Below are 24,799 nucleotides of genomic sequence, written 5' to 3' on the forward strand. Positions count from 1 at the left end.
TTGATGAAAAATAAAGAACAAGAAGCAATTAAAATCAAAATTTTCATAAGAACAAAAATAATCTCAACAACAAATCGGAATAATAATTTCATCTCAGCACCAACTCCCTAACAAGTTCAGCTGGACTAAGGAATTCATTACAATGCATCCGCTGACAGAATAATGCTTTGTCGCGATGTTTTTGCGTCCCAGTAAAATGAACCAAAAAATGCTCATCCAGACATTGCTTGAACTCAAACTCTCGGTTGTTAAAATTGTGGTGGTCTAAGATGGAGAAAAAAGGAGCAGCATATTGGGGATTGGATTCCAACAGGTACACCATTGCATCCTGATCGCCCTTAGTAAACATACCCAAGTCGCTTTTCCACCATTTCTGTACTTCACGAAGGTCAGTGCTCAAAGCCGCCTCGATGAACTTCTTTGACAACGCGGTGTTGCGCAATAGAAATTGCCCCGAAGAGATACGTGTAAAGAGGCTCTTGGTTGAAGGGCTCTTGCAGACTATAAAACTAGCGTCCGGGGCAAGCCCGATAAACCGCTCTAGCGGCACCGAAAAATCAGTAAAGTAGGCGTCGTCGTCAATCCAGAACAACCAATCAAAGAGGTCAAGATATTCCAATATGGCTTCAAGCTTGCGCATGTAGGTACGCTTGTCAAAACGTGGAGTACTGTCAAAAATGTAACGATAGCCATATCGGCTGGCATATAGCCGATGGTTCACCTGCGAGTTGAATCGAGTACCAGGGTAATAGCCAGACAAGATGCCAATGCGACCGTATTGGCCTACCGTGCGGGCGATCTCAAACGCAGGCCGATCTACTGCCGGCACCTTGTTCCCAGTGGTTTTTGCAGTTGAAGCCATCACCCTTGTGACACTGCCTACACTTCTCAGTGCTGCAGCGCGGAGCTGCTTCGCACGTTCGTTTGAACCAAGTCCGGGAAGATTGCTTGCCATCCCTTGCGCTCCTTGCTGGATACGGGTTGCATCAGCAAGTTTTTCCACAGACGCTGCGAGCAACGCTTGCTTTGCAGTATTGTGATCGCAACCTAGATTGAGAGCCTTTTGCACTAGAAGCTTTGCTCTATTAAGGTCGCCAGTCTGTAGATGGGCAATAGCAAAGAACAGCAGAGCAGTAGGTTGATCTACGTGATGCTCTCTTCTCTGACTGTCCGCCTCAACCAAAAAAGTCCAGCTTCCATCCAGCCACCATCGCTCAAGCAAGGTCAAGTCAAGGTGACTCGTTGCAGCTGCCTGCAATCCAGGCTCGTCCGTATCTTTCATCACAGAGGGCGCTGATCAGTTATTTCCAAGCCTTCGATTAGGTCGATCTGGGCCTGAGCACGAGTGATTTCTACCGTCAGCTGCTTGTTTATATGTTGCTGCTGGTGGAGGTTCTCTTCCAATTGGTCTGAGCGCGCCTGAGCAGTGCGGAGTTCGACGGCCTTCTTATGCAGGGCTTGACGAACCCTATTGTTTTCGACTCCACCTTCGCTTAACAGACCCTTCAGCTTCTCAGACTGGGCAATGACCTCGTCCAATCGTTGTATATGCTCTTCCTGAATGCTTGCGAGCAAGGTGGATTGCTGCAACAAAGCCTGCTGTGTTTGCTCACGCTCGGCGCGAAGCTGAGTCAACTCAGTTTGCAGTTCTTGCTGGCTTTGCACTAAAGAATCGTGCTCTGCATACATTTTATCAAGCCTCTCTCGAGTGGAGTCCAGCTTCGATGCCTGCTCCGACACCAAGCATTCTGCGTGCTCCGCCCGCATTAAGAGATCTTTATGTCTACACTTGGCATCAATAGCTTTGTCTGCGGTCTCTTTAAGTCGTGTCTCCAATTGCAAAATTTGCTGCTGCTGCTGCTGACTAGTGGCCTCGACCCACTCTTTGACTTCGATCGCGTGTTGCAATTGGCTCTCCAAGTGACCGACTTTGTGGTGCAGGCTCTTAATTACAAACTGTGTATCGCGGGTAAACAAGACAAGCCCAATACCAGGGTTTCGGCTTTCCTCAATACACAGTCGCCGTAAACCACGCGCCTCCAAAAAGGCTTGAAGGGAAGACAGCCCCAGCTCGGCCAATACCTCCGGAGGATTCAATAAAATCCTAGCCATAACCAGATCAACTCCGAGTAGCGCATCTCCCGCTCCGCGCAGCAGATTCAAGGCAGGTAAGCAATCGATCCAGAGCCAGTTTGACGGAGAGTCCGATAGCAACTCAGCCAGCGCCAGCGCTTGACGATTTTTCCGATACTTAACTCGTATGTTTGGCCAAACGGTTTGCAAGCTCTCTGGATCAACAAGCCCACTTTCGCTGGCGAGGGTCGCTTGATGGTACAAAACCGATTCACTACGCTCAGCGACCACTTCGTTACGCAGTTGCCATAGTTGCGACACCACTGGATTTTTCTCAAGACGAGTAAACTGGGTCTCGTCAGCCTCAACCAAAGTCACATTCTGGGCATCCCAGGTCTGCAATCTATCCACCCATCCGCTGTCCCCGTTGCCTGCGCCGACGCACATAACGCCCGTAGGAGGGGACAGTTGGTACAGATGGTCTAGCCATTTTAGGAGATGGTTTTGTTCTTCCATGCGTCGCGCTTATGTCCTTAGGTTACGTGTCCAACTCGCTGTCAGTTACAGGCTTGACGTTGCCGGTACTCGCGCACATCTAACCATAGGGCTCCAGGCATACGCAGCCACCCTAAGGGGCTGCGTAAATTCTGGAGTAGAGTACTGCCCAACCGATACGAAAGATGTTGTCGATGGCGGTCAGCCTCCCAGGAATCTCGGTAACGATTGATCGGAGGTAACTTTAATGCCTCACGTTGGGGCCGTTCGATTTCATGCTGCCGAGAGACTTTCCAAAGTGCCCACGGCAGCGATAAATAGCCACCTTTTTTCTTGGTGTGGGCGATCATGACCGAGCCCAGCTTGTACGATAACTGTTGGCGAATTCGCTCACCAGCACCAAAATAAATCATTCGAGTGTCGGGCTGTCTCGGCACTTTGGTCGCGGCGACAGTTGTTAAACTTGGCGCTACCGATTCTAGTGGCTTCAGGCACTGGCTTTCTAGGTAATAGCGTTCCAGTTGTACATGAACCTGCTGTAACTGCATCAGCAGCAGCTCGTTTTCCTGCTCCAGTGCTGAATTGGGTTCAGTGGCATTGGAGTCGGCGCGAGCAGCACCCAGCTCAGCTTTAAGCTGGTCGATTTGCGTTTGGGCATCGATTAACTGCAGGGTTTGCTGTTTTCCTTGCATACGAGAACACTCAACGTCCTCTTGCACCTGATGGAGCCCGGCCAATAGTCGACTTACCTCTGCTCCCAAAACCTGCTCCCGTTGATGGGCTTGCGCTAGTTTATGGGCCTGTTCCTCAGCATGCCGGTGGTGGCGCTCTAGCTCTTCTTGCACTTGGTACAACTGAGCCAGCAACAGTTCGTTTTCCTGTGCTAAAAGAACATTGGACTCGGTGGAGCTTGAGCGAACTGCATCGAGTTCAATCTTCAGCTGGCTGATTTGCATTTGAGCATCGGCCAAATGCAAGGTGCGCTGCTTCTCTTGCGTACTGTGATACAGCATTTCTTCTTGCACCTGGTGCAGCCGAGACAGCAACTGACGTCCTTCTATCTCCGCAGCCTGCTCCTTCTGATCGGCTTGCGCCAACCGACTGGTAAGGCCCTCTTTCAGCACCTGTAAATCGTGCCAGTCGTTCTGCAACAGGCGATGATTCTGAGCCAAATGCGAAGCATGCTCATTCAAGGCTTCAATCTGTGATGCCTGCATCTTGACGTAGCGCGCTTGCTCTTGCAGGGCCAAGCGCTGATCCACCAGAGTCTGCCACGCCGCGTTACACGCCCCGCTGCTCTGGTCTTCTGGCTGGCCTACAACTTCGTGGGGTAGCGTGGCGGCAGCCTGAAGTTCACCATACAGTTGGATAACTTGGGAGTCAGCCCCCAGCAACTGATGAGCCAGCAAAGCAACCAATGCATCATCGCCAAGACCTTCCCATTCGGCAGGGGTTGAATCAGTAGCCGTGGTCTGTTCCAACATTGAAGCTTTGGCAACAGATTGCTCAACTTCTGCTTGCAACACAGGCATCGCCTTCAACTGCTGCTCGGTGCCGGCTTGTAGGGCTTGCAATCGCGCGCGCAAGCGCTTTCGCGCCTTCTTAAACCTCTTACCTTGAATATGTTGAAACTGAGCGCCAATGTCTTCGGCATTACCTCCAGCAGCCAAAGCGGCGTTTGCGGCTAAGCCGTCCACCTTTAAGGAAGCAAGCAGATTAGGCGGCAAATGCAGGATGGCATCAATGCGCGCGCTGATGTGCCCCAACGATATCTGGGCCGATGCCTGCACTTGGCGCGCATGCACCAAAATGCTGCGGCCCGGGTTGCGCAAGTGAAAGCACAACAGAGCAGCGTTGTATGCCTTCCAGACATTCATGCGATGCCGGAGTTCTCCTTGGGAAGAGGCCGCCTGCTCTATAGGCATACGGGTGAGCATAGTTTCAGGCTCAGCGTATACCATCACAAAGACTACATTCGGGTCCTGCTCTTTCCAATAGTCCAGCAGATAGATAGCTTGAGGATCTGCCCAGCCCCATAGCCGCTGATCCAAGTTAGTGAGCATCAGGTCTAACGCCATACCTTGCCAGATGGGTGCAACCGTGATCTGCTGAAGTTGCTCGACTGACTCCAACTGAGCCAAAGACACGGCTCCGTGGGCCTTCATCAAAGTGTCGTTGATTTGCACTGGCGTAAGACCTTCCCTACGGGAAGGCTCTGCGCGTGCCATACCACATTCGACAAGTAAATGCTCCACCTTCTCATAGCCTGATTGTGGATGGCCGACGATTACTATCTTCTTCATGTTATTTCTCCACATGGCTACGCCTGTTGGACAAGACTGAGCGCGATATGCGCCGACCTAAGCGTTTGGTAGCTATCGTGCCGCTGCGTCAGTTTGAAATTGCTTACAACCCCAGCACTACCTTTGCACTAATGGCGACCTGATAGATGATCTGTGTCATATCTTTCCAGAACTGGCGCTTTTTCTCGTCCACCTTGGGCAGCACTAAAATCTGATCACCCGCCTTGATATCGGTGTGACCAAACAAGCGATCGGTATCCATTTGCTCATAAGAGCCATCACGCCTGGCAACCACTACGCGCGCGTTGTCGGCCATTTGGGTCAAACCGCCAGCCCGATTGATATAAGTTTGCAGATTCAACTTGGCGTCATATGCCACGGCGTTAGGAAACAGCACTTCACCGCTGACCAACACCAGATCATCCTTGCGTGGAATGCGAACCACATCACCGTTCTCCAGCAACATGCTTTTGAGCTGGCTGGCTTTAGCAATTTGCACCTGCCCCACAGGCTCCACCTCTTTGGCGCGCTGCACCCATTGCAGGCTCAGTTCAGCTTCATCTTTGCGAAGGCGTGCCTCATCACTACTTCCGCTACGCGCGGTGAGCAAACTCATTTCCAGGTTGTGCAGGCTGGTCGCCAATAGCTCTTTTTGACGCTGCTTCACGCTTTCGCGAAACAGTTGCACGCTGTCCATATCCGAATTGGCATTGGGCTGAATTTGCTCTAACAATAAGCCCATAGATGAGCCGTAAGGGAGCACATACTCCTGTGCACTGTTGTGCTCGCCTTCCACGCGCACCGTGATGGTGCCGGGCTTTTTGTCTGCGGTGAATTCCAGCTCATCACCATTGGCCAGTGTCACTGTATGCGCCTCACTCAACGGGTAATACTCGGCATTGCGAGTATTGCCGGTATTGCGCATAACACGAACGTGTGTAGCTGTTGCCAAAGGCTTTGCCAGCATCATTAGCTGCGCTACTGTCTGTTGGCTACCCAAAAACTCGAAGCGCTTTGCGTTGACAACCAAACCCTTGACTTTGACACGCTGCGTATAGGGAGGCACAAAAATCACGTCGCCATCTGCTAGCTGTACCATGGGCATGTTGCCCTGGAGCAAAAAATCATAGAGATTGACGGTGGCACGAGTGCTCTGCCCACGCTTGACTTGCACCTGCTGGTAGCTGCCGCGCTCAGGATCCACGCCACCGGCCATATCTAGGTAACGCAGCACGCTATCCATGCTGGTTCCGTTATACAGGCCAGGGCGATTGACGTTGCCACTCACAAACACACGTACAGGCTGGGCGGCTGCCAAACTGGCATAGCTGCTCACATTGTTACGAAAGGTGCGGCGAACTGCGGCTTGCACAAGGCCCTCCAGCTCACGGTTACGTGCGCCCATTACGGGAACCGGTCCCGCATGAGGCAGGAAGATATTGCCGCGAGGGTCCACCGTTAACATTTGCTCGAATGCAAACGCCCCCCACAAGCGCACCTGAATCTGGTCTCCAATGGCAATGGCATAGTCGGGATTGAATTGCATTGCACCTGGTTGCGAAAAGGCACCTGTAAACAATTGCGCTCCATATACATCGCTGGACTGATTCGCCAACTGATCCTGAGTTTGCGCTACAGGCACAGACACACGCATGTCTGCGGGCTTTGCCCCTGAAGCAAAATCCTTGGCATCCTTGCCGGGAGCAGTCACGGCGGTTATGTTTGCTGCCCCGCCCGCGTTGCTTCCGTACAGGGCCTGAGCCAGCCCAAGATCAGCTTGCCCCAGCACGGGCTGCACACTCCCCAAACCCCATAGCACCGTAACAGCCAGTGTGAATGAGCGTCGAGTTTTTTTATTTGCTACCCGTTGGGTAGCGCCATACACCATATTGTTGAACATTCTGGGAAATTCTCTTTATGAGTTCAAGCACAAAAAAAGCACTTGAAGCCATCAAATAAATAGCATTAATCGCGATGATCTTTGACGATGGCCAACAGCAAATGGACAATGCCAGCTAAGAGCAAAATACCTATCACCCAGATACTGGTTTTGTAGATTCGCTGTGGGCGCATAGAGCGCTCTGGCAAATTAGGCTGTTGCAGCACGGCAACTTTCTTCAAGGTTCGCGTAGCCTCAAGCCTCCCCTGTTCAAGTGCTGTCAGCGCCGTCTTGTACATGTCCAGTGCGAACTTGGACTGAAGTTCCAGCTGGGCAAATGCCTCTGCCGTGCGATTCAGAGTTTTGCCGCCGGGCGCTGCGAGCTTGTCTTTTTCAAGCGCCATCTGTTTTTCCAAGGCATCGATCCGTTGATTGAGCAAAACAATGCTCGGATGGTCGGCCACCAGATAGGCCTGAAGCGCGCCGCGCTGGGTCTGCAGGTCGACCAGCTGACCTTGCATATTGGCCACAATGACGGCAATGGCCTGTGCAGCGGCCTCCGGCGAGATCAGCCCTTTTTGCTCCTGAAACTCAAGCACAGCCTGGCGCGAACTACGCACCTTGGTCTCCAGCGCTCGAACCTGACCTTCCAGAAAGTTAACTTGATCCTGCGCCACGGCATGAGCCATCTGGTTCATGAATAGCTCGCCCTGCAGAAGCAAGGTGCCTGTAATTTTTTGAGCCATCTCGGGAGAAAAGGCTTGGGCATTGATGACGAGAACACCGGCAAACTCGTCATATTCCACTTGCACACGCCGTAGGTAATACCAATAGAAATGCTCACGGCTGGCATCAGCCGTCCACAACCTGCTGATCCAGTCGCCCGAGGCGCTGAAGTGCTCACGCAGTTGCAACTGTTTGTCCAGCAATTCGGCCATATCGGGTGAGCGCAAATATTCGCGCAACAGCAATTGATCGCTGCGGTTATTGGCACCACCGCCACCCGAAAGCAGGCTACCCAAGTCAAAAGATCCTCCGCTTGGCAAATTGCTGCTTTGAACTATCAGCCGAGACTCGGAGACATAACGGTCTGATGCAAGCGCTAGCCAATAGAAAGCGCAGGCTATGCAGAGCATCAAAGTCACCGCACTCAGAGAAGAGGAACGAAGCCGACGTGACCAACGGCTCCTGGAGAGGAACGATAAATTCATAAAATAGGGGAAGAAATACTGTCGCGATAAGCGCGCAAGGCATCATCAATTCGGTCAAACCACTGGGCTTTTCCCTGATTCAGCCAAACGCCAGCTTGGCAGAAATTCTGCAATGTCTTTTCGCTGTGGGAGACCATGATCAAGCTGGCTTTACCAACTTTATCTTTGAAAGCCTGGACGGCTTTGTCTTTAAATGCTCTATCACCAGTGGAGGTCACTTCATCAGATATATAGACATCAAAGTCAAACGCCAGCGACAGCGCAAACTGCAGGCGCGACTTCATACCGGATGAATAGGTTTTGATAGGTTGCTCAAAAGCAGGGCCGATTTCGGCAAAATCCTGCACCTGCTGCAGGATGCGTGGCAAGTCATGCCCCTTACCGTGAATACGTGCCACAAATTTGGTGTTCTGACGCCCTGTCATACTACCCTGCAGACCGCCGCCAAAGCCCATGGGCCAGGACACATTGCAATGTCTGCGCACCACGCCTTGAGATGGATAGTCCACCCCACCAATAATACGAAGCAACGTGGACTTGCCTGCACCGTTACCTCCAATCAAGCCTACACTGCAGCCATCTGGGATCGTGAAATTTACCCCTCGAAGAACCCAAGGCCCTCTGCCATGATCGGTGTAATAGCGTTTGTGTACATCAACCACTTCAATCATCTAGTCACCAGCCTTTGATTGAAGCGCCTGAACAACAGTAACCCCGTAAAGATGAGCACAACTGCGCATTGGTAGGCATAGGCCAAATCCAACCCCCCAACCGCGTGGTAATAAGGCGCAAAACCCAGGCGAGCGGCCTCGATGGCATGAGCTAACGGGTTGTAAAGCAGCCAGTCCACATAGGGTGGCTGAATGGCCGAGAGCGGCAACATAACACCAGATATCATCATGAGCGGCATCATGATGAAACCAATGATGCGTTGCAACTCGGGCACCAACATCACCAATACCGCAAAAATCATGCCCAGCCCAATGGCACAAAGCCAGGCAAGAACAAAGGCCTCAAGTACCTTCCATGCACTTTCCGGCCACGCCATCCACCCCATAAAAGCGCCAATCGCAAACACTAGACCACTGATGATCAGCATGCTGACGCCTTCAACTGCCGCACGAACCAGCGCTACGTCGGGCGGGCGCACCTGCCTGTAGGCAAACAGAGAGCGGTTGGCATCTACACCGTTCTGCACCTGATTGAGAGTGCGTTTGAACGTCATAAACACCAGCATGCCGACTGCCAGCCATAGCGCTGTTTCAACCCCACCGATGTGGCGTATGCGAATGAAAGTGAAAATTATAACCAGCCACAATACATGGGCAATAGGCTCAATCAGCAGCCATACCCATGCGAAGCGAGAACCAAACAGCCTGACCATCGCCTCGCGCAGAAAAAGTGCTCGCCAGACATGCGCCGCTGCAATCCATGCCTTCCCCCCCCGAAACGCAGAGTTGTCTGCGATTTTTTTTGTCTCATCCATAAATACTTGCGCGATGCACCACCAAAAAAAAGTCTGAACGCATCAGCGCCCACTGCGTGAAAAAATCATTTCCACCCGGCAAGATATTTAAATTGTAATTTACAAAATTAATCAAACATCTCAAAAAAAATTCACTGTTGTAATTTCTCCATTTTAATTAATTATATCAATCAAAAAAACAATATGGATATGGATTTTTTATCCACCCTATTTCAGAGCCGATCTTTTACAAAAAAGAGGAGCTCAACCGTCTTACCGTCCAACTCAATTTAGAGCAATGTGCTATCGAAATGAGCGACCATCTGTACGCGACCAATCATTGTCGCTCAAGGCAAAGGCGACAGGCCGGTGTTTTATGCATATGAAGCATGAACTTGTCTCAGTAGGTAACTGATGCCACTAGGACATCAATAAGAGGCGAGCCCAATACAAGGGCAGTTAGCCTTCCCATGGAGGCGCAGGCCTTTGCGTTTGCGGGAACCGTGCCCATAGAGGCCTGGGCTACGGCGTGGCCCGTTACTTAGAGCGGCTGACACTACCAATCCACGAAGCATGCACAGATGATCGCAGCGGCCAGTTTCAGCAACGCTTCGTGGATATCCATGCGCCTTTCAAAACGGATTCGCAACTTGCCAAAGCCCGCAAACCATCCGTGTGCTCTCTCGACAACCCAGAGATGCGTACCCAGTTTCTCACTGCTCTCGACACCTCGCCTTGCAATCCGGCTGGCGATGCCCCGCCGCCTGAGACGTTTGCGTGCTCTGCCTGGCAAGCCTGCAACCGCAGGTACCGCATCCATACACTTATTGAACATCTGGAGTCGCGCCTGTTAGCCCCACTGACGAGAATCACCAGAGGGATGCCTCTGGCATCTACGACGATATGCTGTTTGGAGCCGAGCTTGCCTCGGTCGATGGGATTTGGGCCCGTTTCCTGCCCCCAGGGGCTTGGCACCGAAGAGCCCTCAATGCAGGCCCGGTTCCAATCAATCTGGTCATGTTCACGCAGACGCACCGGCATGGCTTGGTGCAATCGCTGCCAGACGTCACTGGCATTGCAGTCACGCAGGCGCCGCCAGCAAGTCATGCCACTGCCGTAACCCAGGGACTGGGGGAGGTCTCCCCATGGAATGCCATGTGTGCAACACGAACAGGATGCCATTGAGGGTAGCCTCATCGCTCACGCATAGCTTGCGCACCCCACCTTTGCTGGAAGGCGAGAAGGCTGGGATCAGGGCTGCAGCTGATACCACAGTTTTTTGCTAACGGGTTGTCTTGCCATGAGGGCATGAAGCATAAATTTTTCATGCAAGTCTCAGAGGGAAGTGGCGTTAGCGGCTTAAGCCTCAACATGCACTCTGCGTTGACTACGAGTTCCCAAAAATCTGTATGCGCCTGGGATAGCTCGGCCACAGGCCGCATGTTAACCACTGCCATTGCCTAGCATTTAAGCGGCTAACACTACTTGCCATTTATGCTTGGTAGCCGTATGTCTCATGCCCAGTCAGTCAATAGCTGTGGAAACAGCTCGAACCCCTCATCCCACCGTTCGTTGCATCACGCAAAGGTGGACGTTTCAAGCACACTATAAGTGCTGAAGTAGCCACCGCATCTTGTTTGTAGCAGAGCCCTCCGCAACTATGGTCAACTCAAGGCAAAGCCATACACATTGCTAGCAGAGCACACCTGCCGCTCTTTAACACTTAACCCGATTCAGGCCTCCTGCTCTTGCAGCAAGCGCCACATGACTTTGCCGCTGCCGCTTTTGGGCAGAGCGCTAGTGAACTGCACGATACGGGGCGCTTTGTAGGCGGCCATATTGTCGTGGCACCACTGCACCACATCTTTCTCGGTGGTGCCCTCGTGGCCGGCTCTCAGCACCACCACGGCCTTGACGGTCTCGCCGCGATAGGCGTCCTTAGCAGAGATGACACAGGCTTCCTGAATGGCAGGATGACGGAACATCAGTGCCTCTACCTCGGCCGGCCATACCTTGAAGCCGCTGGCATTGATCATGCGTTTGAGGCGGTCGGTAATGAAGAAATAGCCGTCCTCATCCACCCGACCCAAGTCACCCGTGCGGAAAAAGCGTTTGCCATCCAGCTCAAAGAACGCCTGGGCCGTGGCCTCGGGGCGCTGCCAGTAACCCTCGAATACTTCTGGGCCGCAGACCACGATCTCGCCTTGCTCTCCTTGCGGCACTTCCTGCAAGGTGTCGGGGCTGATGACGCGGGCGTCCGTGCTCATGAAGGGAATGCCCAGACACTGCTGCTTGGGGCGATCTGGCGGATTGCTGTGCGATGGGGCCGCCGTTTCCGTCAGGCCATAGCCTTCGCAAAAACGCAGGCCGTACTGATCCAGCAAACGCTGAGCCACCGCCTGCGGCATGGCAGCACCGCCGCCGCCTATGTATCTAAGGCTGGACAGATCAAACGATGCAAAGTTGGGGCTGGCCAGCAAATCGATGACCATGGTCGGGATATTGGTCCAGCTGGTGACCTGGTAGTGCGAGATCAGTCTGCCCGCCAGCTCGCGGTCCCAGCGCGGCATGATGATCAGCGTGGCGCCCATATAGATGGCGCTGTGCAACACCGAGACCATGCCCGTGATGTGAAACATGGGCACCACACCCAGCACCACGTTCTCGCTGCAGCCGCTGCCCCAGAGCGTGCCTGCCACCGCGTTGTGATTGATGCTGCGGTGCAGATGCATGCAGCCCTTGGGCTGGCCGGTGGTGCCGCTGGTATAGGGCAGCAAGGCCAGATCATCACGCCCCACTACGTGGGCGGGTGGCGGCGTATTGCAGGCCAGCGCCTGCTGCCAGGCATGGACCTCGCCGCCTTGCAAATCGGCAGCGGCATAGTCCCTGAGCATCCAGTTGCGCCAGGCTTCCGGAGGAGCATCCAGCCCCTGGACATCGGCATCAAAGCCGTCTGCAAAACGCGTCACCACCATATGCGCCAGTCGCTGCTCGGCAGGCAAGGCATTGCTGGCCTTGGCCAGCTCCAGCGCCAGATCGGCCGTGGTGATGGCGACCTTGGCTCCCGAATCCGTGATGTAGTGCTTGAGCTCCTCGGCCAGATTCATGGGGTTGACCGGCACCACCACGGCATTGGCACGAAAAATGGCGTAATGCGCCAGCACCAGCTGAGAGGTGTTTTGCATCAGCACCAGTACGCGATCGCCCTGCTTCACGCCCAGGCCGTGCAGATAGGCGGCCATGCGCTCCGTTCCCTCGCGCAACTCACGGTAGCTGGTGCTGCGCCCCAGAAACACCAGCGCCGCCTTGTCCGGATAGCGACGGGCATTGATGGCCAGATTCTCCCAAATGCTGGTGGCGGGAACGGTGATCGAATGCGGCAAACGGGAAGGCCAGGACGTGTGATGAGCAGACATGGGCAACGTGCAGTTCAAGAAGGAATGGCGGACACCAAGGTGCAATGAAGACGCTAGTCCATTTGGACTACGCAGACTGCAGGCTAGTGCGACTGCCCGTGAATCACATCGGGGTTGAACCAGGAAAGCGTCACCAAGGCGACCTCAAAATCTAGGTCATTCGCCCTACGTGCATTTCATTGATTGCGCATCTAGCTATCAAAATGAAAGCAATCAAGTTTCAGCTGACGCCAGCCTTCATGCTATGGGTGGTTCATAGCGACAACGATTACCATCGGCTCATGACGCACGAATCCCGCCTTCAGCAATCTCTGCGCGCACTGCTTGTCAGCCGGCGTACTGCCGCATTGGCAGTACAACCGGTGAGCGATTTTGCGCAGCTCGCCGCCCTGCCCGCACCCCTGCTGTCCTTTGTGCCCTGGGCCTGGGACAGCCGCTTCAGCTGCATCGTCTTGCATGTCAGCGCCCTGGCCGGCCATACCCAGGCCATGGCACTGCACCCGGCCGTGAGTCTTTTGATGACGGCCGATGAAGTGGCCGGACAAGGCGTGCATGCACTGGAGCGCGTCAGCATTCAGGGCGTGGCGTCCACCCCTGGCCAGGACAGCGTGCTCTGGCAAGGCGCACGCAGCAGTTATCTGGAGCGCTTTCCCGAAGCCGAACCCATGACTGCGCTGGGAGACTTTCGCTTTGTCTGCATCACCCCCACGCTGGCCCGCCATGTGGCCGGATTTGGCGCGGCACGCAATGTGTCGGCCCATGATTTGATAGCGGCGCTCAATCCGGCCGAGGCCGAATAAAGCGTTTTTTGCTATTTAATCAATAGCTATCTGCGCTTTCTATATCTGAGCTACAACCCTATCAAGCTGCTCAAAGCTGGCTTGGAACCGCTATCTGGCCTTGCCAGGGCGCGAAATTAAAAACAGGAAATTCAACACGGCAGGGAATAAACGCCGGCTCGGCTGCGTCTATCCAGTGAAGCCCGAGGGCCAACTTTTAAAAAACACCATTCAAGTTCCATGCGCGCCCAAGACGAAGCGGATATTGTTGCCTGCATTCCCAGCCTGCGCCGCTATGCGCGCGGTCTGACTTCCGACCGGGAACGTGCCGACGATCTGGTGCAGGACACGCTGGAGCGCGCCTGGGAGCGTTTCGCCTTGTGGCATAGACGCGGCGATGTCAGGGCCTGGATGTTCGGCATCATGCACAACCTGTTTGTGGACCGCATGCGCAGCCAGCGCCGCACGCCCGAAGATGCCACTGGGGATGCGCTGCCCGAACAGCCCGAACGCTCAAGCGCTTCGGACAGGCTGGAAGTGCGCGATCTGGACCGGGCGCTGCAAAAGCTGTCGCATGACCAGCGCGAGGTGCTGCTGCTGGTCGGCGTGGAAGAGATGAGCTACCAGGCCGTGGCCAGCGTGCTGCAGGTGCCGATCGGCACCGTGATGTCACGGCTGTCGCGGGCACGGGAGCGTTTGCGCGCCGAAATGGAAGGACGCGAAGTCAGCAGCAAACTGCAGCGCGTGAAATAACATGGACAAAATCCAACTCATTCCCCCCGGCGGCACGCCACCGATCACCGAAGCCGATTTGCACGCCTATGCCGATCAGCAGCTCTCCACGGCCAGGCGCGCCGAAATCGAACAGTTTCTGAGCTCGCGTCCCGATGAACGCCGCCGCGTGCAGGACTGGCAGACGCAAAACCAGTCGCTGCGCCATCTGCTCAATCCCGTGCTTGAGGAACCGCTGCCCCTGCGCCTGCCGCTAGGCCCCAAATCCACGGCATGGCCCTGGCGCAGCCTTGCCGCAGGCCTGGCTATTGCCGTACTCTGCGCCAGCTCGGCCTGGGTGGCGCGCGGCTTCATAGACGACGGCCGCAGCGCCCGGCTGGCCTTCAACGCACACTCTGCCGCTGTCGCCTACCAGAGCGGCGATCTCAGCGGCTTTGCACTGCGGGCGGCCGTGGCCCATGTGGTGTACAGCCCCGATGTACGACGCCCGGTGGAAGTGGATGCCGACCAGGAGCAGCAACTGGCAAGCTGGCTGTCCAAGCGACTCGGAATCGAAATCAAGCCGCCAAGCCTGCATGCTGTTGGCTATGAGCTGATTGGCGGACGCTTGCTGCCCGGCGACACTGGGCCGGTCGCGCAGTTCATGTACCACGACAGCATAGGCCAGCGCCTGACGCTCTACGTCACCCGCGAAGTACCCAAGGCCGCAAATCGGCCCGAAACCGCCTTTCGCTTTGGTACCGACGGTCCGGTCAACGTCTTTTACTGGGTAGACAAAAACCTGGGCTACGCCATTTCTGGCGGCTCTCACCGCGCCGAACTGACGCGCGTGGCTACCGAGGTCTACCGGCAGTTGAACGACAGTTAAACGACCGCTGAGCAACAACTAAGCAACGATTGGGCGGCCGTTACTTCGGGGCTGAATGCACGAAGAATCTGCGCACCGGCCAAGCCGCCCTCCTCTACCTCCACCCCTGTTCACCCGATCACCGGCCAGCTCCCTGGCCGGGTCGTCTTCGCCCTGCGCGCTTCTTTCACCAAGCACCATTTTTCAGGAATCTTTATGCACGCCAATCGCCGAGAAATTCTCAGATACACGGCTGCCGCAGCCACGGTCGCGGCCCTGCCCGCCAGCTTTGCGCAAAACACTGCCGCGGGGATTGATGCACGCGATCGGGTGTTTATCACCAACGAAGACTCCAACACCGTGGTCGTCATCGACCCGCGCAGCAACACGGTAGAGACGACCATCAATCTGACCAGTTTTGATGAAGATGCGCGCCCGCCGTTTCGCTACGTCACGGCCGGCGTCGCACCCACCCATGCGGCAATGATCCACAAGCCGCTCTACCACGGCTGCATTGACGCTCACGGCGCCGTACCCTCGCCCGATGGGCGCTTGCTCGCCACCAGCGGGCGCGGCTCCAGCAACATCTATCTGATTGACGCGGTGGAAAAACGCGTGATCGGCAACACGCCCAACCCGGCCGCCGGCCCCAGCACCAACGCCGAGCGCCTGTCCAGCGGCATTCTGGTGGGGCGCGAACCGCACGAGCCCACTTTCAGCCGCAACGGCAAGGAACTCTGGGTCACCTTGCGCGGCGAAGACCGGATTGCCATTCTGGATGTGGGCCGTGCCCTGCGCCAGCTGCGGGGCTCAGAGGTATCTGCGGTACGCCAGTTCCTGCCCACGCTCAACGGCCCGGCACAGGTCTGGTTCAACCGCGAAGGCACGCTGGCCTTTGTGGCCAGCCAGAAAGTGGCCAAGGTCGATGTGTTCAGCGTCAACCCCGGCGCCGACGGCTACTCCCAGCCCCAGCACCTGCGCACGCTAGATATCAGCGCTCAGGACAAGCTGGGCTTTACGCCTTTCATGAAGACCACGCCCGACGGCAAAGAGGTCTGGTTCTCTCACAAGCTGATGGACGCCGTGTCCTGCCGCTCCACGCGCGAAGGTTTCGAGCTGCTGGACAACGTGAGCCTGGGCGCCTTGGGCCGGCCCAACCATGTGGAGTTTGTGGCCAACGCCAAGGGCAGCGTGGTCTATGCCAGCCTGGCCCGGGTGGACGATAGCGGCTCCGGCGGCGTGGCCTCCAGCCAGATCGCCATCATCGACCGCAGCGCCAAGCCCGGCGAGCGCAAGATGGTCGCCAGCTTTTTCAGCCACGGCCGCGAAGCCCATGGTCTGTGGACCAATCCTGAAAACACTTTGCTTTATGTCGCCCACGAACAGGACGAGTTGCCCGGCACGCCCAACGCCGGCCAGACCGTGTGCAGCGCCTTTGATGTCAGCGATCCGTTCCAGCCACAATTCATTGCACAGATCCCGCTGGGCAATCTGGCCCTGCCCTCGGGCGGGCTGCGCAACAAGAAAAGCATCAATCTGGTCTATGTGCGACCCGGCGTCAAAGGGCAAACCGCATGAAGACAGCCTGCTTGCCAAGCCTGGGGCTTGCGCTGAATGGCGTGCTGAGCCTGGCCCTGGCGTCGGCGCTTACGGCCGGCAACGCACTGGCGCAGGCGACCCATGATCACCAGCATGCGGCCATGCACGCAACCCACAGCGCGGGCGCTGCGCCGGAGTTCCAAACCGAGATGGATGCCGGCATGGCCCGCATGATGCGGGACATGCATGGCCCGGGCTACAGCGGCAATGCCGATGTGGATTTTCTGGTCATGATGATTCCCCACCACGCGGGTGCCGTCGATATGGCGCGGCTGGTGTTAAAGCATGGCCGCGACCCGCTGACGCGCCAGCTGGCCGAGGAAATCATCGCCAGCCAGACCATAGAGATTGAAAGCATGGCCAGGCGGCTGGCCTTGCTGCGCCAGGCTGAATCCGCTAGTACTACCGGCAACGCCGCCAGCGCCGAGTTTCCCGTGCTCGGTGGTACGCGCGGAGACTGAGGCGCCAACAGTTGCAATGCCCGAGACGGTGAAAAGGCGGCTCGGCTATCAAGCCCTACCGCCCCCGGCCGACCTCAGCTTTGCAGCTGCTGCCAGACCTTGTCCAGCCGCTTGGTGCTGACCGGATACGGCGTACGCAGCTCCTGAGCGAAGAAGCTCACGCGCAACTCCTCCAGCATCCAGCGGTACTCCTGCATGCGGGCATCGACCTGGCCCTTGCGCTCGGCCAGCAAACGCCAGTAACGCTGCTCCATGGGCTGCAACTCCTTGAGCTTGGCGGCATCGCGGGCCGGATCGGCCCGGTATTTATCGAGGCGGATGGTGATGGCCTTGAGATAGCGCGCGTAATGGCCCAACTGGCTCCAGGGAGCGACGGCGATAAAGTTCTTGGGCATCAGCTTTTGTAGCTGCTCGCCCGCGTCCTTTGTGGCTTCTGGCGCATTTTTCGTGTCTTTGATCTTGCGTGCGGCGGCCGCATACTCGGTCAGAATGGTCGCGGACATGCGCGCCACTTCGTTGGCGATCAGGGTCAGGCGGCCACGGCCTTCCTGCACGCGCTGCTTGAAGTCGGCTTCGTTGGCCGGCAGCGGCTCCTGCAGAAAAGCGCGGTCTATCGCCACGTCAATGATCTGGCCGCGCAGCTCTTCCTGCGTGCCCAGCGGCATATAGGCCACGGCCATTTTCTGCAGATCCGGAATGTTTTTTTCCAGGTATTTCAGCGCATCGCGAATCTGCAGCGCAAACAAGCGGCGCAGGCCCACGCGGTGCTTGGCGGCCGCCACCTCGGGCTCGTCAAACACTTCGATGCCCACCGAATCGCCATGGTCGATCAAGGCCGGAAAGCCTACCAGGGTCTGTCCGCCCTGCTTGATTTCCATCAGCTCGGGCAGCTGGCCAAAGCTCCATTCCTTGTAACGCGCATCATGCGCCTGGGCCGGCGCCGATTTTTCGGTCTTGGCAGCCGGCGTAGCTGCTCTTGATTGAGAAGCAGCTAGCGCTTGATTCTTCTCATCTTGACGCTTGTTTTTAGCTGAATCCGAAGCAGCTTCAGCGCCAGCAGCTATCTTTAATGAGGCAAGCGCCTGGAAAGCACCGCGCGCCTTGGCACCCCACTCGGCTTTCAAGGCACCCAGATTGCGGCCCTGGCCCAGCTGGCGACCATGCTCGTCCGTGATACGGAAGTTCATGAACAGATGCGGGCTCAGCATATCGAGCTTGAAATCGGCCCGCTTCACATCCAGCGAGGTTTCTTCGCGCACCTGCTTGAGCAGCACGTCGATCAGCCCACTGTTCTTCGTGTTTTCTGCCCAGTGCTCTGGCTGCGTAAACAGCTCGGCCAGCCGCGCCGCGCTCTCGGGCAGCGGCACAAAACGGCTGCGCGGGCGCTGGGGCAGGCTCTTCAAGAGCGCCTGAATCTTGTCCTTGAGCATGCCGGGCACCAGCCACTCGGCCCGCTCCTCCGACACCTGATTGAGCACAAACAGCGGCACGGTCACCGTCACGCCGTCGCGCGGATCGCCGGGGCTGTGCAGATAGCTGGCTGCGCAGTCCACACCGCCCAGCTTCACCAACTTGGGGAAGTTGTCGGTGGTGATGCCGGCCGCCTCATGGCGCATCAGCTCGTCACGCGACAGGCGCAGCAGATCGGGGTTGCTCTTGCTCTCCTGGCGGAACCAGTGATCGAAGGTGGCGCCGCTGTACACATCGCGTGGCAATTGCTGGTCGTAGAAGGCAAAGATCAGCTCGTCATCGACCAGCACGTCCTGGCGGCGGCTCTTGTGCTCCAGCTCTTCCACCTTGCGCATCAGCTTCAAGTTGGCGGGCAGGAAATGCCATTTGGTTTCCCACTCGCCCTCCACCAGCGCCTGGCGGATAAACAGATTGCGCGCCTCGTGCGGATCGACACGACCATAGCTGACGCGGCGGCCGTTATAGACCACCAGGCCGTACAAGGTGGCGCGCTCCAGCGCAATCACATCGGCCTGCTTCTTGCTCCAGTGCGGATCCAGCAGCTGCTTTTTGAGCAAATGCCCGCCCACCTCTTCCAGCCACTGGGGCTCTATGGCCGCAATGCCGCGACCGTACAGGCGCGAGGTTTCGACCTGCTCGGCCGCCACAATCCAGCGTCCGGGCTTTTTGGACAGATGCGCGCCCGGATGCGGGTGGAACTTGATGCCGTGCGCGCCCAAATAGGACTCGCTTTCCTCGCCCTTGTAGCCAATATTGCCCAGCAAACCGGCCAGCATGGACAGGTGCACGGCCTCGTAGCCAGCGGCCTCGTTGTTGAGCAGCCATTTCTGCTCCTTGACCACGGTCAGCAGTTGGGAATGGATGTCACGCCACTCGCGCACGCGGCGGATGTTGATGAAGTTCTGGCGCAGCAACTGCTCCCACTGGCGGTTGCTGATCTTGTGCGTGGCCTCTTCGGTCTCGGCCGGGTTGAACAGCGCCAGCCTCTCCTCCACCGTACCTTCGACCTGCGCACCGCTGGCACGCTGACTGACCGGCAGAAAAGCCTGGCTGCGGGCGCTGGGCTTGGCCGCAGGCTTGCTTTGCGCTGCCATTTCGGCACGGCTCTTGGCCACCACCTTGCCGCCGCGCGCATCCGAAAGCCATTTCCACAGCCGCAGATAGCCGGTGAACTCGCTTTTCTCATCGTCGAACTTGGCGTGGGCCTGATCGGCCTGCTGCTGCGCTTCCATGGGGCGGTCGCGCACGTCCTGCACCGACAGGGCCGAGGCAATGATCAGTACCTCGGCCAGAGCGCGCCGGCTGCGTGCCTCCAAAATCATGCGGCCCACACGCGGGTCCAGCGGCAGGCGCGACAGCTCCTTGCCCATGGGCAGCAGCTGGCCGTGGTCGTCCACCGCGCCCAGCTCGGCCAGCAACTGGTAGCCGTCGGCAATGGCGCGGCCCGAAGGCGCTTCCAGAAACGGGAAATGCACCACATCGCCCAGGCCCAACGCCTTCATGCGCAAGATCACGCCGGCCAGCGAGGAGCGCAGAATTTCCGGGTCGGTAAACCGATCGCGGCTGGCAAAACTCGCTTCGTCATAGAGGCGAATACAGATGCCGTTGGCCACACGGCCGCAGCGGCCGGCGCGCTGGTTGGCTGCGGCCTGCGAAATGGGCTCGACCAGCAACTGCTCCACCTTGCTACGGAAGGAATAGCGCTTGACGCGCGCCGTACCTGCGTCAATCACGTATCGAATGCCGGGAACCGTGAGCGAGGTTTCAGCCACATTGGTAGCCAGCACAATGCGGCGACCCGTATGGCCGTCAAAAATCCGGTCCTGCTCGGCCTGGGACAGGCGCGAGAACAGCGGCAGCACTTCGGCACTGCGCAGCACGGGCGAGTGCTGTAAATGCTTGCGCAAATGGTCGGCCGCCTCGCGGATTTCACGCTCGCCGGGCAGAAACACCAGAATGTCGCCGCCCTTGCCGCCTTGCCACAACTCGTCCACGCCTTCGGCAATGGCGTCGTTCAGGTCCAGTTCCTTCTTTTCCTCGAAGGGGCGGTAGCGCATCTCCACGGGGAAGGTACGGCCCGAGACCATGATCACCGGCGCGGGACCGTTCTTGGACTCGAAATGCTTGGCAAACCGGTCGGCGTCAATGGTGGCCGAAGTCACCACCACCTTGAGATCGGGGCGCTTGGGCAGGATCTGCTTGAGATAGCCCAACAAGAAGTCGATGTTCAGGCTGCGCTCGTGCGCCTCGTCGATGATCAGTGTGTCGTAGGCTTTGAGCAGCGGATCGGTCTGAGTTTCGGCCAGCAAGATGCCGTCCGTCATCAGTTTGACCGAAGCGCCTTTTTGCAGCGTGTCCTGAAAACGCACCTTGTAGCCCACGACTTCGCCGGGCGGGGTGTTGAGCTCTTCGGCAATGCGCTTGGCCACCGATGAGGCCGCAATCCGGCGCGGCTGGGTGTGGCCGATCAAGTGGCCGCGCACCTGCCCTTTTTCATCGGGCACGGCATTGACCTTGCCCCGGCCCAGCGCCAGCGCGATCTTGGGCAGCTGCGTGGTCTTGCCCGAACCCGTCTCGCCACAGACGATGATGACCTGGTGGCGATCCATGGCCTCCATGATCTCGTCACGGCGGCTGGATACGGGAAGTTGCTCGGGGAAGGTGATCTTCAAAGACATAGGGGCGTGATTATCCCTGTGCGCAGCGGCAGTTGCCGGGCGCCGTGTTCAATTCCGTGGCGCCGATCTGTTTTGCCACACGAAGTTGCTATGCTCGGCCCCGATTGCCTTACTGCTGATTCCATGGTTTCTCTTGCTACGCTCTTCATTCCGCTGCTGGCCCTGTGGCTGTGGTGGCCCCTCAACTCTCTGGCCCGCCGCGCGCGTCTAGTGGCCATCCTGGTCACGGTGGCACTGGGCCTGTTTCCTGCGCTGCTGCTCAAGCTGGTGCAAAGCGGGGCCGCCCCCTATGCAAGCATTGCCCCCTGGCAGGTGCCCGGCGGCTGGGTGCTGGCCGTGTTGATGCTGGCCCTGGTCTTGGTGCTGCTGCGCGATGCGAGCTGGTTGCTGTCCAAGCTGGGCGGAGCCAAGGCGCTGGCGCGTGGCCTGCATAGCCCCCAACTGACCGGCTGTGCCTTGATGGCGGCCGGAGCACTGGCAGGGCTTGGCGTGCACAACGCGTTGCAGCCGCCGCAAATCCAGGAACAAACTGTGGCGCTGAAGAATCTGCCGCCGCAGCTCAGCGGCCTGCGCATTGCCGTGCTGGCCGACATCCATGCCAGCCCGGTCAACAACAGCGCCTATGTGCAGACGGTGGTGGACCGGACCCTGGGCGTTCGCCCCGATCTGATCGTGCTGCCCGGCGATATGGTGGACGGCGATGTAGACAGCGGCCGCGTGAATGTGGCGCCGCTGGCCCAGCTCAAAGCGCCTTATGGGGTCTGGCTGGCGCCCGGCAATCACGAGTACTACAGCGGCTACAACAGCTGGATGGCGGAGTTTCGCCGCCTCGGTCTTAACGTGCTGGAAAACCGCATGCAGCTGCTCCATATCAACGGAGCCAAGCTGGCCTTGTCCGGCGTAGGTGATCCGGTGTACGGCCGGACCTCGCCCCATAACGCCGACCCGGCCCAGCCCGAAGGCGTGCCGCCCGATGTGGAGGCCGTGGCCCGCCAGGCCCAAGCGGCCCAGGCACAGTTCCATATGCTGCTGGCCCATCAACCCAAATTTGCGCGCGACAACGCTGGCCAGGGCATTGATCTGCAGCTGTCGGGCCATACCCATGGCGGCTTGATACGCGGCCTGGATCAATGGGTGGTGGCGCCCGTAAACCAGGGCTTTGTGCGCGGCCTGTATGACGTGGGTGCCATGAAGCTGCTGGTCAGCAGCGGTGCAGGTCTGTGGGCCGGTTTTGCCGTGCGCCTTGGCGTGCCGCCCGCCATCGAGGTGCTGACGCTGGAGCGCGCCCCGTAAGCGCCCATATCGCGGCCCGCACGCGGTCTTGAATATGGAGCATTATTTGAATGAAATCAGCCAATGATTTTCTACCCATATTCTTGCCTGCCATAAAGACGTTTTCGCTGGCCCAAATCTTTTGAATATTCAAGCCATCCACTTTATTTTCTTGCCACCCCAAGCCTGGGTATCGGCTATATCTTGGCCCATATTGCGCAGCCCCGGATATTGCATGGCGCCGAGCATTGCTCGAATCATGCCTGGGCACCGGCGCTTATTCAGATAGTAAGATGCAAGCCAGATATAGCCCTGCCTGCCCCCATGCAAACCACTTTTTTTGATCTCAACAGCAAATGAATTGTTCACTGTGCGGTAACGCGTTGAGCCCTTCGGCCAAGTTTTGCAATCGCTGTGGCAGCAAGCAAGTGCTTGCACCCGAAGCTGCACCAGCCGAAAAATCTCCCGCACCGGCAGTGGAGAAAATCTGCGGCCAGTGCCAGGCAATTTGCAAGCCCCTGGCCAGGTTCTGCCCGCAATGCGGAAATTCCTTTGCCGTCGCTGCGGCAGCCACGACGCCTCAGCCCGCCGTGCACCTGCCCGAAGCCAATATCGTTGTGCCACCACCACCCGCGCCGGCACGCCAGGAGCCTGTGTTTCAGGCCGCAGCCTCAGGCAATCAGCCAAGCATTGCGCCATCGGCGCCGGTATCGGATCTGGTATCGGAACCAGTTCCCGGCTTTTTGCCACCAGCGCCAGACAAGCACGCCTACAGCGCGCCGGCCTTTCCGCAAGAGCCGCAACGCAGCAGCCGGGCCTGGATCAAATGGTCGGCCCTGGCTCTGGTAGCAGCAGCCATCGCAGGTGGCATCTTGCTGGCCCGCAATATGAGCGCGTTTCCCGGCAGCTCCGGCAATCCAAGCACGCCTGTTCCAGCAGCAGACAAAAACGCCATCTCGGCCGAGGACAAGGCCAGGGCCGATGCCCTGGTAGGCCCGCAAGGCGCAACGGCCAAGCCCGTCGATCCCTCAACCACCATTGTTGTGCCGCCCGACGCTTCGACAGGTGGCGAAGCCTCGACCGCCCCTGCGCCAACCGTTGCCCCTCAAGCCCCGGTAATCCCGGCGCAGGGCATGGGAGCCGACAGCAACCAGACAAAGCCGGTTGAGGCCCCAGCTCCCGCGCCCAAACCCGTAGCCAAGCCCAAGCCACAGCCCAAGGGCCCGCCATCGCTGGATGACCTGCTCGATTAATGCATAGCCCGCAGCGTGCCGACCGACTCGGCCGCTGCCCGCTATTGCCTGTTTACACCGGGTTGCTGAGGGCTCAAGCCAGCGATGGCACCCGCGTTCTCTCTGAAAGTCCTGCCATGCGTTCTCTCAAACTGACTCTTATTGCCTGCGCCGCCGTTCTGGCCAGCGGCTGCGCCACGCTGGAGGAAGCCTCCATCGGCCTCAGCTGCATGCTATCGCAGGTCACCAACTCCGCCGACCCCAATTGCGCCAAGCAAGCGGGCGCAGCGCCTGCCACCGGCACGGGCGCTCAGGCCGATCGCTTCGGCCGGCTGCAAGCCGCGCTGAATCAGGAGACCCAGCAGGCCCAGAGCGCACAGACCAGGGCCGTGGAGGCCATGAGAAACCTGCCGGGTAATCTGCGCAGCGTGGCCGGTCCGGTTCGCACCAAGCCCATAGAGATCACCGACAGCCAGAGCCACTCCACCCGGCGCCTGATCAGTTTCTCCTCCGTCAGCGTCGACATGCCGCTGGCCGCCAAGGGCCGACCCGAATACACGCGGGCCATGGATACGCTCAAGGAACTGGCCAACCAGCTGGCAGACAACCGGGGCTCCTCGGCGATTGTGGTGACGCAATCCGAAGCCGATGTGAAAGCCGGCCGCGTCAACACCCAGACCGGCACCAGCCAGACAAGCCATGGCAAACCGGTCAGCGTACAAAAGCAAAGCGATGCCAGCCTGCCCGCCGGCATAGAGCGCTACACCATCCAGGCCGGTGAAATTCGCGGCCAGCTCTGATGATTCAAGCCTAAACGGCAATCACCCGCCCTGCCGCCAGCCCTGTACCCAGAGCTGATCCGGCAACGGCCACCCTTGGTAAAGCAT

Annotated in this window: 18 protein-coding genes and 1 pseudogene; 8 read left to right on the plus strand and 11 right to left on the minus strand. The window is 57.8% G+C overall.

What is annotated here, in order from left to right; translation table 11 throughout:
- Nucleotides 1-88: 88 nt before the first annotated feature.
- From ACNAZA_RS13810 to ACNAZA_RS13850, 9 genes and pseudogenes are all read right to left on the minus strand, one after another.
- Complete coding sequence (locus ACNAZA_RS13810; protein ID WP_415797132.1) at nucleotides 89-1,282, minus strand: glycosyltransferase family protein; 1,194 nt, start codon at nucleotides 1,280-1,282, stop codon at nucleotides 89-91.
- On the minus strand, nucleotides 1,282-2,589 hold the full coding sequence (locus ACNAZA_RS13815; RefSeq protein ID WP_415797133.1) for a coiled-coil domain-containing protein: 1,308 nt from the start codon (nucleotides 2,587-2,589) through the stop codon (nucleotides 1,282-1,284). The genes ACNAZA_RS13810 and ACNAZA_RS13815 overlap by 1 nt, the downstream gene beginning before the upstream one ends.
- 41 nt (nucleotides 2,590-2,630) lie before the next feature.
- On the minus strand, nucleotides 2,631-4,886 hold the full coding sequence (locus ACNAZA_RS13820; RefSeq protein ID WP_415797134.1) for a coiled-coil domain-containing protein: 2,256 nt from the start codon (nucleotides 4,884-4,886) through the stop codon (nucleotides 2,631-2,633).
- Between the two features lie 88 nt (nucleotides 4,887-4,974).
- On the minus strand, nucleotides 4,975-6,771 hold the full coding sequence (locus tag ACNAZA_RS13825) for a polysaccharide biosynthesis/export family protein (protein WP_415797135.1): 1,797 nt from the start codon (nucleotides 6,769-6,771) through the stop codon (nucleotides 4,975-4,977).
- A gap of 65 nt (nucleotides 6,772-6,836) precedes the next feature.
- A complete protein-coding gene (locus ACNAZA_RS13830) occupies nucleotides 6,837-7,961 on the minus strand; it encodes a chain-length determining protein (RefSeq protein ID WP_415797136.1) in 1,125 nt (374 codons plus the stop codon).
- Entirely contained in the window at nucleotides 7,958-8,632 is a 675-nt protein-coding gene (locus ACNAZA_RS13835) for an ABC transporter ATP-binding protein (RefSeq protein WP_415797137.1), read from the minus strand. The genes ACNAZA_RS13830 and ACNAZA_RS13835 overlap by 4 nt, the downstream gene beginning before the upstream one ends.
- Complete coding sequence (locus tag ACNAZA_RS13840) at nucleotides 8,629-9,447, minus strand: ABC transporter permease (protein ID WP_415797138.1); 819 nt, start codon at nucleotides 9,445-9,447, stop codon at nucleotides 8,629-8,631. The genes ACNAZA_RS13835 and ACNAZA_RS13840 overlap by 4 nt, the downstream gene beginning before the upstream one ends.
- A 535-nt stretch (nucleotides 9,448-9,982) precedes the next feature.
- Nucleotides 9,983-10,728, minus strand: a pseudogene (locus ACNAZA_RS13845) (IS5 family transposase).
- 431 nt (nucleotides 10,729-11,159) lie between these two features.
- The gene (locus ACNAZA_RS13850) at nucleotides 11,160-12,842 is read right to left on the minus strand and encodes a long-chain fatty acid--CoA ligase (protein ID WP_415797139.1); all 1,683 of its coding nucleotides are present in this window, start codon (nucleotides 12,840-12,842) and stop codon (nucleotides 11,160-11,162) included.
- A gap of 281 nt (nucleotides 12,843-13,123) precedes the next feature.
- On the opposite strand from ACNAZA_RS13850, the gene ACNAZA_RS13855 reads away from it, so the two are divergent.
- From ACNAZA_RS13855 to ACNAZA_RS13875, 5 genes are all read left to right on the plus strand, one after another.
- Complete coding sequence (locus ACNAZA_RS13855; protein ID WP_415797208.1) at nucleotides 13,124-13,642, plus strand: pyridoxamine 5'-phosphate oxidase; 519 nt, start codon at nucleotides 13,124-13,126, stop codon at nucleotides 13,640-13,642.
- Between the two features lie 219 nt (nucleotides 13,643-13,861).
- Complete coding sequence (locus tag ACNAZA_RS13860; RefSeq protein WP_120967588.1) at nucleotides 13,862-14,374, plus strand: RNA polymerase sigma factor; 513 nt, start codon at nucleotides 13,862-13,864, stop codon at nucleotides 14,372-14,374.
- 1 nt (nucleotide 14,375) lies between these two features.
- A complete protein-coding gene (locus ACNAZA_RS13865; protein WP_415797140.1) occupies nucleotides 14,376-15,221 on the plus strand; it encodes an anti-sigma factor family protein in 846 nt (281 codons plus the stop codon).
- 195 nt (nucleotides 15,222-15,416) lie between these two features.
- Nucleotides 15,417-16,778, plus strand: coding sequence for a YncE family protein (locus ACNAZA_RS13870; protein ID WP_415797141.1), 1,362 nt, complete (start codon nucleotides 15,417-15,419; stop codon nucleotides 16,776-16,778).
- Nucleotides 16,775-17,260 carry a DUF305 domain-containing protein gene (locus tag ACNAZA_RS13875; protein ID WP_415797142.1) on the plus strand — a complete coding sequence of 162 codons (486 nt, stop codon included), beginning with the start codon at nucleotides 16,775-16,777 and terminating at the stop codon, nucleotides 17,258-17,260. Before ACNAZA_RS13870 ends, ACNAZA_RS13875 begins: the two co-directional genes overlap by 4 nt.
- Nucleotides 17,261-17,334: 74 nt before the next feature.
- Here the strand turns inward: ACNAZA_RS13875 and hrpA are convergent, their stop codons facing one another.
- On the minus strand, nucleotides 17,335-21,408 hold the full coding sequence (hrpA, locus tag ACNAZA_RS13880; protein ID WP_415797143.1) for an ATP-dependent RNA helicase HrpA: 4,074 nt from the start codon (nucleotides 21,406-21,408) through the stop codon (nucleotides 17,335-17,337).
- A 123-nt stretch (nucleotides 21,409-21,531) separates the two neighbouring features.
- Between hrpA and ACNAZA_RS13885 the strand changes: the two genes are divergently transcribed.
- Entirely contained in the window at nucleotides 21,532-22,701 is a 1,170-nt protein-coding gene (locus tag ACNAZA_RS13885) for a metallophosphoesterase (RefSeq protein ID WP_415797144.1), read from the plus strand.
- 129 nt (nucleotides 22,702-22,830) lie between these two features.
- On the opposite strand, the gene ACNAZA_RS13890 is transcribed toward ACNAZA_RS13885, so the two are convergent.
- Entirely contained in the window at nucleotides 22,831-23,118 is a 288-nt protein-coding gene (locus ACNAZA_RS13890) for a hypothetical protein (RefSeq protein WP_415797210.1), read from the minus strand.
- Between ACNAZA_RS13890 and ACNAZA_RS13895 the strand changes: the two genes are divergently transcribed.
- Both ACNAZA_RS13895 and ACNAZA_RS13900 read left to right on the plus strand, forming a co-directional pair.
- Complete coding sequence (locus ACNAZA_RS13895) at nucleotides 23,037-23,933, plus strand: zinc ribbon domain-containing protein (RefSeq protein WP_415797145.1); 897 nt, start codon at nucleotides 23,037-23,039, stop codon at nucleotides 23,931-23,933. The genes ACNAZA_RS13890 and ACNAZA_RS13895 overlap by 82 nt on opposite strands.
- Before the next feature lie 116 nt (nucleotides 23,934-24,049).
- Entirely contained in the window at nucleotides 24,050-24,712 is a 663-nt protein-coding gene (locus ACNAZA_RS13900; protein ID WP_415797146.1) for a hypothetical protein, read from the plus strand.
- Nucleotides 24,713-24,799 lie beyond the last annotated feature (87 nt).

The organism is Comamonas aquatilis (genome assembly GCF_965139575.1).
Taxonomy (GTDB): domain Bacteria; phylum Pseudomonadota; class Gammaproteobacteria; order Burkholderiales; family Burkholderiaceae_C; genus Comamonas; species Comamonas aquatilis.